Annotated in this window: 11 protein-coding genes; 2 read left to right on the forward strand and 9 right to left on the reverse strand. The window is 44.5% G+C overall.

Annotated features, from left to right (window positions below; translation table 11 throughout):
* The 6 genes from ACWVCM_RS08340 to ACWVCM_RS08365 form a co-directional block, all read right to left on the reverse strand.
* Positions 1-470 (reverse strand): DUF444 family protein (locus ACWVCM_RS08340; RefSeq protein WP_455201275.1); only part of this gene is annotated, 470 nt, incomplete at its 3' end.
* Between the two features lie 15 nt (positions 471-485).
* Positions 486-2,408, reverse strand: a complete 1,923-nt coding sequence (locus ACWVCM_RS08345) for a PrkA family serine protein kinase (RefSeq protein WP_455201276.1) — start codon at positions 2,406-2,408, stop codon at positions 486-488.
* Between the two features lie 732 nt (positions 2,409-3,140).
* The gene (topA, locus tag ACWVCM_RS08350; RefSeq protein ID WP_455201277.1) at positions 3,141-5,870 is read right to left on the reverse strand and encodes a type I DNA topoisomerase; all 2,730 of its coding nucleotides are present in this window, start codon (positions 5,868-5,870) and stop codon (positions 3,141-3,143) included.
* A 278-nt stretch (positions 5,871-6,148) separates the two neighbouring features.
* Positions 6,149-6,784, reverse strand: coding sequence for a peroxiredoxin family protein (locus ACWVCM_RS08355; RefSeq protein WP_455201278.1), 636 nt, complete (start codon positions 6,782-6,784; stop codon positions 6,149-6,151).
* A 5-nt stretch (positions 6,785-6,789) separates the two neighbouring features.
* On the reverse strand, positions 6,790-8,397 hold the full coding sequence (gene gshA / locus ACWVCM_RS08360; RefSeq protein ID WP_455201279.1) for a glutamate--cysteine ligase: 1,608 nt from the start codon (positions 8,395-8,397) through the stop codon (positions 6,790-6,792).
* 16 nt (positions 8,398-8,413) lie between these two features.
* The gene (locus tag ACWVCM_RS08365) at positions 8,414-9,286 is read right to left on the reverse strand and encodes a MipA/OmpV family protein (RefSeq protein WP_455201280.1); all 873 of its coding nucleotides are present in this window, start codon (positions 9,284-9,286) and stop codon (positions 8,414-8,416) included.
* Between the two features lie 81 nt (positions 9,287-9,367).
* Between ACWVCM_RS08365 and ACWVCM_RS08370 the strand changes: the two genes are divergently transcribed.
* On the forward strand, positions 9,368-10,321 hold the full coding sequence (locus ACWVCM_RS08370; RefSeq protein WP_455201281.1) for a 2-hydroxyacid dehydrogenase: 954 nt from the start codon (positions 9,368-9,370) through the stop codon (positions 10,319-10,321).
* A gap of 13 nt (positions 10,322-10,334) precedes the next feature.
* Here the strand turns inward: ACWVCM_RS08370 and ACWVCM_RS08375 are convergent, their stop codons facing one another.
* Positions 10,335-11,432 (reverse strand): hybrid sensor histidine kinase/response regulator, encoded by a 1,098-nt coding sequence (locus ACWVCM_RS08375; RefSeq protein WP_455201282.1) that lies wholly within the window; start codon positions 11,430-11,432, stop codon positions 10,335-10,337.
* 331 nt (positions 11,433-11,763) lie between these two features.
* Between ACWVCM_RS08375 and ACWVCM_RS08380 the strand changes: the two genes are divergently transcribed.
* A complete protein-coding gene (locus tag ACWVCM_RS08380) occupies positions 11,764-12,090 on the forward strand; it encodes a hypothetical protein (protein WP_455201283.1) in 327 nt (108 codons plus the stop codon).
* A 53-nt stretch (positions 12,091-12,143) separates the two neighbouring features.
* On the opposite strand, the gene ACWVCM_RS08385 is transcribed toward ACWVCM_RS08380, so the two are convergent.
* Both ACWVCM_RS08385 and ACWVCM_RS08390 read right to left on the reverse strand, forming a co-directional pair.
* Positions 12,144-12,533: a VpsR-related response regulator gene (locus ACWVCM_RS08385; protein ID WP_455201284.1), complete on the reverse strand. Its 390-nt coding sequence runs from the start codon at positions 12,531-12,533 to the stop codon at positions 12,144-12,146.
* A gap of 74 nt (positions 12,534-12,607) precedes the next feature.
* Positions 12,608-13,042: YchJ family metal-binding protein (locus ACWVCM_RS08390; protein WP_455201285.1), on the reverse strand; the 435-nt coding region annotated here is incomplete at its 5' end.

Here is a 13,042-nt window from a genome sequence, read left to right on the forward strand (position 1 = left end):
CTGGTGGTATAACCAGCTCTTACCATTTTGTGTTCCGAAATACTGGCCAGCTGGGTTTTTACCAGGTCAGGTAACGCCAGGTCTTCAAAGAAAAATTCAAGGAACTCTTCGCGTGATAATTGAAAAACAAAGTCGTCTTCACCTTCACCGGAGTTGCTGGCCTGGCCGTCGCCCGGGCCGGATCCACCTCCTGAAGGTGGCCTTGGAACCTTATCGCCGGTGACAAAATCTGTGTTACCTGGTTGGACTATTTCTCGCCGACCCCCCGGCCCATGGCTGAATATAGGCTCGTTGGTATCGCGGGTAGGGATATTGACGGTTTCACCCTTGTCGATATCTTTTATACTGCGTTGTGAGATGGCATCAGAAACAGATTTCCTGATTTGCTCTCTGAATCGGCGAAGGAACCGCTGTCGATTGACGGCACTTTTATTTTTCCCGTTAAGGCGTCGATCGATAATTTGAGTCACGTTAAATACTACCGCTTAAGATGCCTTGCGAACCCTCAAGTACCACTCTGATAATAAGCGGACTTGTTTTTCGGTATAACCTTTGTCAACCATGCGTTTGACAAAGTTTTTGTGTTTCCCCTGATCTTCCTGGGACGCTTTGGCGTTAAAAGAAATTACCGGTAATAAGTCTTCGGTCGTAGAAAACATTTTCTTTTCGATCACTTCGCGTAACTTTTCATAGCTGGTCCAGGTGGGATTTTTCCCTTCGTTATTGGCACGTGCGCGAAGTACAAAGTTGACTATCTCGTTACGAAAATCCTTGGGATTACTGATGCCAGCGGGTTTTTCAATTTTTTCCAGCTCTTCATTCAGTGCGGCGCGATCAAAACTCTCGCCGGTATCCGGGTCACGGTACTCTTCATTTTGAATCCAGTAATCAGCATATGTCACGTAACGGTCAAAAATATTCTGTCCGTATTCCGAATACGATTCAAGATAAGCCGTTTGGATTTCCTTGCCAATAAATTCAGCGTATTGCGGTGCCAGCATACCTTTCAGGAAAGAGACATATTTTTCAGCCACTTCCGGTGGGAACTGTTCCTGTTCGACCTGCTGTTCAAGCACATATAACAAATGCACCGGGTTTGCAGCGATCTCCGTATGGTCGTAATTAAACACCTTGGAAAGAATTTTAAAAGCAAAGCGAGTTGAAAGACCGGTCATGCCTTCATCGACACCGGCGTAATCGCGATATTCCTGATAAGTCTTTGCCTTGGGATCGGTGTCTTTCAGGTTTTCCCCATCGTAAACTCGCATCTTGGAATCAATGTTGGAGTTTTCTGGTTCTTTCAGACGCGAAAGTGTCGCAAACTGTGCCATCATTTCCAGTGTGCCAGGTGCGCAAGGCGCTTCTGACAAGGAGCTGTTACGCAGCAGTTTTTTGTAGATTTTGACTTCCTCAGAGACGCGCAGACAATAAGGTACTTTTACAATATAGATTCGATCAAGAAATGCTTCGTTGTTACGATTATTCTTGAAAGACAGCCATTCCGATTCATTGGAGTGTGCCAGTATTATGCCGTCAAAAGGTATTGCGGACAGACCTTCAGTGCCCATGAAGTTGCCTTCCTGGGTTGCTGTCAATAAAGGGTGCAAGACTTTAATGGGTGCTTTAAACATCTCAACAAATTCCAGTAATCCCTGGTTTGCCAGGCATAATCCACCGGAGTATGCATAAGCATCAGAGTCATCCTGGGAGTATTTCTCTAACATGCGGATGTCGACTTTTCCTACTAGCGAAGAGATGTCCTGGTTGTTTTCATCACCGGGCTCTGTTTTCGCCACACCGACTTGTTCTAATACGCTGGGCTTTAGTTTAACGACTTTAAACTTGGTAATGTCACCATTGTGTTCATGTAAGCGTTTAATTGCCCATGGAGACATAATGCCACTTAAATAGCGCGATGGAATTCCATAATCTTCTTCCAGAATCTGGCCGTCTTCTTCTGGTGAAAATAAACCTAAAGGTGATTCATTGATTGGCGAACCCTTTATGGCGTAGATCGGGCAGTGCTCCATTAAAGATTTTAATTTTTCAGCGAGAGATGATTTTCCGCCGCCAACCGGTCCCAGCAAATAGAGAATCTGTTTCTTTTCTTCCAGTCCTTGTGCTGCGTGACGAAAGTACGCGACGATTTGTTCAATCGTTTCTTCCATTCCATAGAAGTCTTTAAAGGCGGGGTAAACTTTAATAAGTTTATTGGAAAATAGCCTGCTAAGTCTTGGGTCTTTGCGGGTATCGACCATGGTTGGTTCGCCAATTGCCATTAACATTCTTTCTGCTGCGGTGGCATAGGCGGAGGGATCTTTTTTACAGAGGTCAAGATACTCTTGAATAGAGAGCTCTTCCTCCTTGGCTTCCTCATACCGGGTTTGGTAATGGCTGAAGATTGACATGACGGCCTCCAGAACAAATTTGTGCTACAGATTGCGCGGCCCTGATTCCAGGTGATTTAATCAGTCCTTAACTGTATGTTTAGCTTTTAAATCACAAGGGCCAACTATATATAATTAAAGTGCAAATAGTGGGCCAATGCCAGTTTAGGTAATTGACTATTTTCAGACTATGATCAACTTCCAAATTTTGGGGTTTATTAGTCTTGTTAGCAATTAAATCATCGTTAAAACCGAATAAGCGCGCATAATAGTAATTTTACGATCAAGTTCAATTTTACATGCAATTCATTCGCTTAGAGTCCAGGTGGTTATTTATTAATGTAAATTGAACAATATATAAACCTTATAGTACTGAATCCTAATCTGCTTATTTATTTCTATAACTACGTTCCTATAGTCATTATCCTGTGTCAATTATTTGTTGATATATAATAGCAATTAACTGACAACTGGATATGATTACTCTAAAAAATAGACTGGTAAGTTTCAACCAAGTTCCATGGTTTTCTGGGCACGAATTACCAACTAGGTTTAAAGGTGATTGAGATTGAATCAGCGGAGGAAGTTATAACCGGAATGGCGCTTTAGATTAGCAATCGGTAATCGATAGTGCTAACGGCGCCGTGCCCTAAACTTGTTGTTAGAAAGCATAAATGCATCGTTGCAGTGCAGGATTAGACATCCCGACGTGCAAAACACCGGCACCGCGATCGAATAATTGCGGTTGACGGCTTATGTTTTTTTCGCGGCTTTTTTCTTCTTGGTGGCTTTTTTCTTTTTAGCCGCTTTTTTCTTAGCAGCTTTCTTCTTTTTAGGCGCTTTCATTTCCGGTTTTTCTATGACCCATTTGCCATCCCGGTAATGCGCATTCCAGCCGGTCGCTTTACCTTCCACTTCGGTCATCAAATATTGTTCTTTGTTCTTCCTGCTGAATCGAACAATGGTAGGATTACCATCGTCATCTTCTACAGGACCGTCAATAAGGTATTTAAACTTGGGATCGAACTCTTCCTTATGCGGTAGAATTTCTTTAAGTTTGGGCGCACGCGTTTCACGTGATCTCGGAAATGCAGAAGAAGCGAGAAAGATACCGGCAGCACCATCACGCAAAATAAAATAACCTTCGGTTTTCTCGCATGGAAAATCCGGCATATGGATGGGATCAGCCTTCGGCGGTGCAGGTTCACCACTGCGTAATAATTTGCGAGTGTTTTTACATTCCTCATTGGTGCAATCAAAATACTTGCCGAAGCGGCCAGTCTTTAATTGCATATCCGCTCCGCACTTATCACATTCTAAAATCGGTCCATCATAACCCTTGATGCGGAACTTGCCATACTCGATTTCTACGCCATCACAATCGGGACTGTCGCTGCAGACATGCAGTTTGCGATCTTCATCGATCAGGTAGTTATTCATGGCAACACCGCATTTCGGACAGCGATGCTTGTCGCGCAATAACTTGGCTTCACCTTCTTCGTCTTCATCAACGTTAACGGCTTCTTCACCAGGTATGAGGTTAATTGTCGATTTGCAACGCTCTTTCGGTGGTAAGTTATAACCTTCACACCCCAGAAAAACCCCGGTGGAGCCAACACGTATCATCATGTTACGTTCACAGGTGGGACATTTTACATCGGTGATGATAGGGTCGTTACTGCGCATACCATTTTCATCTTTATCCGCCTGCTCCAGTTTTTCCTTGAATTCAGCGTAAAAAGAATCCAGTGTTTTTTCCCAATTATTATGTCCCTCTGCGATGGAGTCCAGTTTTTCTTCCATGCCGGCAGTAAAACCATAGTCCATAAGCTCGCTGAACGATTCTGAAAGGCGGTCAGTAACCACTTCACCAATTTTGTTGGCATGAAAACGGCGTTTTTCCACGGTGACATAACCACGATCCTGTATTGTGGAAATGATGGCAGCATACGTTGACGGCCGTCCAATGCCACGTTTTTCCAGTTCCTTAACCAGGCTGGCTTCAGTGTAGCGGGGAGGTGGCTTGGTGAAGTGTTGCGATGGGTCAATGTTTAGCAACGTTAGCTCATCGTTTATGTTTACTTCTGGAAGAATAACATCATCACTGCCTTTGGATGTTGGTCTGAGCACCCTGGTCCAACCATCAAACACAACAGTGCGACCCTTGATTCGTAATTCGTAGTCTTCTGCGGTAACAGTTAGTGTGGTGACGTCAAATTTTGCCGGTGTCATCTGACAGGATACAAATTGGCGCCAGATCAGTTCGTATAATTTCACTGCATCTGCATCGACCTTTTGCAGATCTGAAATCATCACATTGACATCGGATGGTCGAATAGCTTCGTGGGCTTCCTGTGCACCTTCGCGACTGCTGTAAGAAATTGGTTTTTCCGGTAAGTAGGGTTTGCCATATTTGTTTTTAATGTATTCCCGGCATGCGTCAACTGCTTCTGTGCTGAGGTTTGTGGAATCAGTACGCATGTAAGTAATGTACCCAGCTTCGTATAAGCGTTGTGCCATCAGCATGGTTTTCTTCACACCAAATCCCAGGCGAGTGCTGGCACTTTGTTGCAGAGTAGAAGTTATAAATGGTGCCCTGGGCCTGCTGCTGGACGGTTTGGTTTCCCGATTACTGACAATATATTTTGCCTTTTCCAGTACCGCTAGCGCCAGGTCGGTTTGTTCCTTGTTACCAGGACGAAATTCCTTGTCTTGATGCTTTACTACCTGCATGCGCAGGTCTTCATCACCTTTAGGTGGTTTGAGCTCGCAATAAACTTCCCAGTATTCTTCCGGATCAAAAGCGTTGATCTCTCGTTCCCGCTCTACGATGAGTTTTACAGCGACGGATTGCACTCGGCCAGCGGATAGTCCCCGGGCAATTTTTTTCCATAACAGGGGCGATACCATATATCCCACGACGCGATCCAGAAAACGGCGTGTCTGTTGCGCATTAACCTGATCAAGGTTTAAGTCAGATGGTTCGGCAAACGCGTGTTCAATGGCTTTTTTAGTTATTTCATTAAATACCACACGCTTGAAATTACCATGATCGCCACCGATGGCTTCTCGCAAATGCCAGGCGATGGCTTCTCCTTCGCGATCCAGGTCAGTGGCCAGGTAAATTGCATCTGCATCTTTGGCAAGTTTCTTCAATTCGGATATAACTTTTTCCTTGCCGGGCATGATTTCATACTGTGGATTCCAGCCGTTTTCCGGATCAATACCCATACGCTTGATTAAAGACTCACGGGCACGCACTTTCTTGCGCGCTTCGCGTTCTTCCTTGGGGAGTTTTCGAGATTCGGCGGCAAGTTTTGCCCGTTCAGAAGGCGTTAACTTTGATTTGCCGCTGTCGCTGCCACTGGTCGGTAAATCCCGAATGTGGCCAATACTGGATTTGACGACGTAATCTTTACCCAAATATTTATTAATTGTCTTGGCCTTGGCGGGCGATTCGACAATGACTAAGGATTTTCCCATGTATTTTTCTTTAAAAACAATAAGTTATGTTATTTGTCCAACTAATTGAAATATCTCATGTTATTAGAAATACGATTTAGTTGGCCCAGTGTCAAGGTGCGCAAGCATAATTAGCACCAAAAAAACTTCTTTTCGGCAAATTTTGCACAATATTAACCCCTAATTTATATGGGGTATTTAGCAGTATTGGCTAAAAGTTGGGTGCTATATATAGTAGCGCGAGTCCAAATTCAAGACGCGAACACCCTGGTGCGGATTTTTCGAAGCAAGACTGGAAGCTAGGATTTTGGTTGCGTTGCTGCAGATTCGCGCTCTATAAATGATTCAATGACGGACACTGGAACGGCACCTGCTTGAGCACCCAGAAGCTCGCCACTGGGTGTATAAACCATAAAACTTGGCGTGCCTACCCAGGTTCCCCCTGTGAGTTCCTGATACATCGACGCCACATTCTCAGGTTCGCCGATCAAGCTGGGAAAATTAATGTTGTGGCGTTTAAGAAACTCCCTGGCTTCATTTTTTTTTGTTTGGCCATCAAGGGAAATTCCCAATACCTGCGCATCCTTGCCTTTGTGTTGTTTGTGGAAATTGACATACTGGTGTGCTTCCTGGTTACACACATGACAATCCGAAGCCCAGAGCATGACAACTAGCCATTTACCCTTGCCAGTGTAGTCGGCAACGCTTTTCTGGTTGCCGTTGAAGTCATCAAATTTTTCTCCTGCATAGCTGGTTGTTGAAAATAGTAGAACCAAAAATGCAATATTTTTTAACAAGTTACGCATCATATTATCCGTCATCACTAATTGTTTTATGGTTGAATGAATGTCTTTGCTCTTTTTATTGGATACAGAAGCTGCCGTAATGTTACAGAGACTGGTGTGTCTGTCGAATGCCAATTTTTGGGAACGCATGAATTTTACGAAAAGTGCATATGTCTGCTATTTACATCCAGGGTTTCAGCAAAATACTGCTTCAGAAACTCGTCAAAGCCAAGTGTATCACTTGCCTCCATGTGTGATTGATCTGCTAATGACTTATTTGCGGCTGCTATGAAAAACTGTAACTGTTCCTCACTGATTTTAACAGACTCGAAATAACGCGCATGTTGCTGCGCATAGCGCATGGAATAGGGGAAAAACGGTTCATTATTGTCGTGCATTTCCTGAAGGATTCTTGCCGATGGTGTTAAATCAGGGTTTTCTACCATTTGATAATATTCCTTTAACGCTGACGTGTAAGGGGAATGAAGCTGTGTCTGATCCAGCAGCTCACAGACACTAACCATGGCTCGAAAAATCTCAGTAGCCCAGGTAGAAAGTAAAATCGGTTTGCCATTTCGTTGTAACTTTAAACCGGGTTCGCGTCCATGGTGCGCAGTGCTGCTCTGGTTGTGGTCGATTTCCCTGCGCTCTTCAGCGTTTATGGTGGGGCTTTCGTGTAGCAAACAAAACACCAGAAAAGCTTCCAGGAAATATAATTGTGATTCGCTGATGCCTAATGGTTCCAGCACATTGATATCGAGGGAACGCAGTTCAATATATTCAACGCCGCGTTGCGCGAGGGCAACGGTCGGTTTTTCATAGGTGCCAGTGATTTGTTTGGGACGGATGGTGCTGTAATATTCATTTTCTATCTGTAGCAAATTCGCGTTTAATTGCTGGAATTCATTGTTGGTTTTTACCCCAATTTTTTCGTATGCCGGGGATGGTGTCTCAATAGCGTGTTTTAAGCATTTGATGTAAGACGACAAGCTGTCGTAATTTGCTTTGATTCCCGTTTTACCTTCCTTGTAATTTTGGTAACCGATATCGCTAAGACGTAATGAAGTTGCGTAAGGATGATGAAAGGTGTATTCATCAAAAGGTTCCAGAATTTTTTCGATACCGTCCATAAAGCTTCGGCAAACAGCTGGCGAAGCACCAAACAGGTAAGGTACCAACCAGCCGAAGCGTTGCAGGTTACGAATTAATTTAAAATAGGATTCAGAAATAAAATCCTGTGGATTTTGGGAGTCCTTTTCCATTTCCTGGTAAGTAGACCAGAAGGATTTCGGCAGGGAATAATTGTAATGAACGCCAGCGATAACCTGCATCATTTTACCGTAACGATGCCCCAGGCCGCGTCGATAAACAGTTTTCATCGTGCCGGCATTGGACGAACCGTATTGTGCGACAGGGATATTTTCTTCGCCCGCCAGTACGCATGGCATGCTGGTGCTCCATAAGATTTCTTCATGCAATTGCGAGTAAACAAATTTCTGCGTGTCTCGTAAAAAGTCAAGTACCTGGGTGATTGATTCGAATGGCGGTGTAATAAGTTCTAACAGGGCTTCTGAATAATCTGTAGTGATAAAGGGGTTAGTGAGTGCCGAACCCAGCGAAACAGGGTGAGGGGTGCTGGAAATCTTGCCGTCGGAGGTAACACGCAAACATTCTTTTTCAATGCCAACTTTTCTGCCAGTTACTAAACTGTTGATGTCCGAGTTTTGTAACGCTTTGATACGTTGTTCCAGTTTTTGATACACAATAGGTTCCTGGTTGTTAATGAGGCGCTTTCGCGTCTGAAGAGATGAATATCCAGGCAAAAGCAATTCCATACACGAAGTAGTCAGTAGTTTCGACTAAGGGGCTATCGACAAAAACGGCGTTTTCCAGGTTGTCATATCGCGCAAAGAGCCCGATGAAGTATTTTTTGGTATTCCTGGCGATCGATACAGTAACCCGGCTGCCACTATAGCCCGAATCGGCCTGATATGCCTGGCGTTCGGGCGTAACGTAAACAGAATCAACTTCGTAAAAATAGTTATGGTACTTGCTTCCTGCGAAGATAGGACCGATGCTGGCGCTATAACGCATTAATCCGCCAAATTGTCGCACTTTTATCCTGTAATTGATATAGGGTGAAAAGGTCCAGCCCTGGTACTGCAGGAGTGGGTCGCCAACAGAAAATACAAAGCGGTAAGGAATTTTAAACCAAAATGTATTATCTTTTTTCTCCGACTGCCAAAGTTTATATTCCAGTTCAGGGCCAATCTCAAATAATAAATCAAGGCTTGGCATTCCGGCTCTTGCGCTATCGTCTGTCTTGGGTACCGGTAAGCTGCCTGCAAGGCTGATATCGAGATTAAGCCGTTCGCTTTTAAATATTTTTCCAGTGATGCCTTCTTCTCTATCAACCTTAAAAATGTCCCCACGGTAAATCGCATAGGGAAAGGGGAGTGCAAAATCCACTCTTGTTTTTGAGCCCCTGTAATGCGGTGCATTCAATGCGCCCAGGCCTACTCCAAGTTCCCACACGGGAAGATGTCCCGCATCACTGATTTTTGTGAAAAAAAGGCCATTGACGAGCAATAGCAGCGAAATAGACAGCTTATATGTGGATACATGTTTGGTGTGAGGGTGATTATTAAGCATTGCCTGTGTTGTGCTTTACGTCGGGAACGTCTAGTTTAATGGTATTATCGCGCGCAGGAAACCGGGCCCAACGGGAAAATTATGAAAGGTGTTATTCTGGATTTAAAATCTATCGATAATGGGGATATAGACCTGTCTGTACTCAAAACGGTGGTCAGTGATTGGCAATATCATGACAATACTGATGATGCAGATGTGATTTCACGTATTAAGAATGCCGATATTGTCATTTCCAATAAAGTAAATCTGACAAACCGTCATCTTGGTCAGGCGTCACAATTGAAGCTCATTTGTATCGCAGCGACAGGAACCAATAATGTTGACCTTGATGCAGCATTCAACGCCGGTATCAGAGTTACTAATGTAACCAACTACGCTACACCATCTGTTGTGCAACATGTGTTTTGTTTGGTGCTGGCATTGACACGGAAGTTGAATCAATATCAAACGGCGATTCGAGAAGGTAATTGGCAAAAAAGTCCTTTCTTCTGCCTGCTGGATTATCCAATCAGCGAACTGGCAGGGAAAACCCTGGGTATTATTGGTTATGGAGTGCTGGGCAGTGCGGTGGCGAAGGTGGGTGAAGCTTTTGGTATGCAGGTGCTGGTTGCAGCCAGGAAAGGAACCAGGCCGCAAGATGGCAGAGTTTCGCTGGAAGAGTTGCTGGCACAATCCGATGTTGTCAGTTTGCATTGCCCGCTCACGTCAGACACCAGGAACTTAATCAGCGTAAAAGAGTTTGCTTTGATGAAATCAACTGCGCTACTTATTAATACTGCACGTGGTGGCATTGTTGATGAAAGTGCGTTGCTTAATGCAATTCTATCGCAATCTATTGCCGGTGCGGGTATAGACGTACTGAGCGAGGAGCCGCCAAAGCATGGCAATCCCCTGCTTGATACGCGATTACCCAACCTGATCGTGACGCCACATATTGCATGGGCCAGTGTTGAATCACGACAGCGAGTAATTAATGAAATCGCGGAAAATATCGTGGCTTTTCAAAACGGCGAGCGACGTAATGTTGTTTGTTAAAGTATCGTGCAGATCAGTTTTTAATGGGGATGCTGAACCAGAATGTCGCGCCGCTGTCAGGGTTGTTACGTGCACCAATTTTCCCCTTATGTAGTTCTATAAACTGCTTGGACATTGATAATCCAATACCACTACTGGTTTCGCCACCAGTTGGTACACTACTTAACTTGGCATACCGGGTAAAAAGCTTTTTCATATCGCTTTCTGTTAATCCGGGTCCGCCATCGCAGACTTCAGCATAAACGAAATTTTCGTCTGCGCGCGTGCGCACCGTTGTCGTGGTTTCCCTTTGACTGAATTTCATGGCATTTCCAATAAGATTATCCAGCACTTGCGACAGCCGAAACTCGTCAGCTTCAATCGAAGGTAAATCCTCGGCAAGTTCTTTTTTGAGTTTTACGCCTTTTTTACGCGCATAACTTTCGTTTAGTTGTAGCGATTTATCAACAATGTCATTTAGCGCAATGTGTTTGTATTTTGGCTCCGGGGTACTTGCCTGCGAGGACTCGGTATTTAGAAATCCTGCAATCACCTGCTGCATGTTATCCCCGGTTCGAGTAATGAGATCCATCAGCACGGGGGCATCATCTGTCACAAGCTCGCCGGGGGATAAAGTCTTTTTGAGCTCTGAGGCGATGTCCATCATAACGATCAACGGTTTTTTCAGGTCATGGCTGGCAAAACGAACAAATTCGTCCTTCAACGCGGCGAGGTCTTTTAGTGCCAGCTGCGTTTTTATCCTCGCCAGGGCGACCGAAACATTCAGGGGTTTTGTTAAATAATCATTGGCGCCGAGTTGAAGTGCTTTTATTACGCTCTCTTCCAGGTCGTCGGCAGTCACCATAATGACCGGCAGGCTGATGAGAGTATGTTGTTTACGGATTTCTTCGAGAGTTTCCAGCCCACTGATTCCCGGCATCATTATGTCGAGCAACACCAGGTCGAAGGAAGTAGCCTCGATAAGATCCAGGGCTTCATAGCCGCTTTCAGCGAGTTCAACCTTGTAGCCGGCACGTTTGAACTGCAATGCCATTAATTGTCGATTCATCTCATTGTCGTCGACGATGAGGAGGCTGTAGTCCGTGTTTTGTTCGGTATTTGTAGAGTCCATATTACAAACTGAGGCTGTTTAATTTTGATTTCAAATTAACTATTTGATAATTCATAATAATTAATTCCTTGTGCTGTCTGTTTTGTGCACACGGGTTGATGAAAAATACGGATTTTCGTTAGAAATAACGGCAATTTGGTGATTTTTCTTGAATAGTTTCAGGTTGAGGCCTGGTCTGGTTTTGCCTTAACAGGATGCATGTCGGATCTTTAATGATTATTGTGCCGGTTATGATTAGCGACTTATTCGATTTCCGACGCGTCTTCATAGCAATTAATTGCTACACTAGCAGTTTTTCCAGCAACCTAGATTTTGATATAAAGGAATTTCCATGCAATTAACTGTGTACATTGACGAAACCACCAAAACTCTCGATTTGCCGGATGACATTGTGCAGGAGGGCGAAGACTTTTTTCAGAAAATGGACAGCGACATGGATCAGGGCTGGCAAATGAGTCGCTCATGGGTAGACAATCCCAATTCCGAAGAGCGGTGTCAGATTGCGGCAAATAAAATGTTGAATGCTATTAGTTCTGAAAACGAAACATTATTGATGTTGATGGCAGGTTATATTAAGTCGCGTCGCCCGGATATTATTGGTGTTCGCATTGATACCGCGGGTGATATGACAGAAACCGAGTTATTAACCCAATTATAATTTTGTGATTATCCCGCTACTACCTTGTTTTGCGAAACTATTTGTTGCGACAGTTATTCCGATATATCAATTGAGTTAAGACAGTTATCCATGTCATTTGTCGAGATGGGGAACGGCAAGGCCGTGCATTGCTCGTTCTGCGCTTTTACTTTTTCAAAATGTGCCAAATCAGCTTGATGGACTAATGCGATCAGCTTTGCATTGGGTGAGAAATTTTCTGCCGCAGCGAGCAAAGACTCAAAATTACTCAGTTGCGAACCGTAAGTCGGTGCGTACACAAACTCCGCTACAATGACTGCTGGCGATAATTGCTTTACCAGAGCAAGCGCCTTGCGCAACGTTTTACAGGAAGTGACCTGGTAGCCATGTTGTTCATATAGCGCGGTAAAGTCCGGGTATCCGCCAAATGCTATCACGTGCAACAACTGTTTCCGTTTGCTCATGACCTGGTTATTGAAAATAATTCGTGAAATGACGTTCTTGTTTCGGGTGCAGGTAACAAGTTAGTGGTAAATAGTTACGCCGCTTTTCCACAACATTTTTTGTATTTTTTTCCGCTGCCGCATGGGCAGGGATCGTTACGGCCTACTTTTAAGTGGGCTGTTTTCTGGGGTTTGATGGCGGTGCCGTCGACATAATACCAACGACCGTCTTCTTTGATGAAATCGCTGGACTCATCCAGACCGCCGGCCTCACCCTTGACTCGGCAACGGGCGCGAAACTCCACAACGCCACGCTCGTCATTTGGCCCGCCTTCCTCGGTGCTTAATATCTGTAATCCCGTCCATTCCACATTAGGGTCTTCAGCGGGCGTGGGATCATCCGGCCGGGTGGAGGAATGCCAGGTGTCGATAATGTATTGATTGTTTTGCTGGCTATAGGCCACATACCTCGAGCGCATTAAGGCTTCCGCGGTGGGTGGAAATTCAGCACCGGAAATAAAGGGTTCACA

The organism is Kaarinaea lacus (assembly GCF_975902315.1).

Bases quoted from the DNA above. Each gene is read 5' to 3' on its own strand.
- ACWVCM_RS08355 (WP_455201278.1), bottom strand. From the start codon at position 6,784: ATGCGTTCCCAAAAATTGGCATTCGACAGACACACCAGTCTCTGTAAC.
- ACWVCM_RS08385 (WP_455201284.1), bottom strand. From the start codon at position 12,533: ATGAGCAAACGGAAACAGTTGTTGCACGTGATAGCATTTGGCGGATAC.
- ACWVCM_RS08375 (WP_455201282.1), bottom strand. From the start codon at position 11,432: ATGGACTCTACAAATACCGAACAAAACACGGACTACAGCCTCCTCATC.
- ACWVCM_RS08380 (WP_455201283.1), top strand. From the start codon at position 11,764: ATGCAATTAACTGTGTACATTGACGAAACCACCAAAACTCTCGATTTG.
- ACWVCM_RS08365 (WP_455201280.1), bottom strand. From the start codon at position 9,286: ATGCTTAATAATCACCCTCACACCAAACATGTATCCACATATAAGCTG.
- ACWVCM_RS08345 (WP_455201276.1), bottom strand. From the start codon at position 2,408: ATGTCAATCTTCAGCCATTACCAAACCCGGTATGAGGAAGCCAAGGAG.
- topA (WP_455201277.1), bottom strand. From the start codon at position 5,870: ATGGGAAAATCCTTAGTCATTGTCGAATCGCCCGCCAAGGCCAAGACA.
- ACWVCM_RS08370 (WP_455201281.1), top strand. From the start codon at position 9,368: ATGAAAGGTGTTATTCTGGATTTAAAATCTATCGATAATGGGGATATA.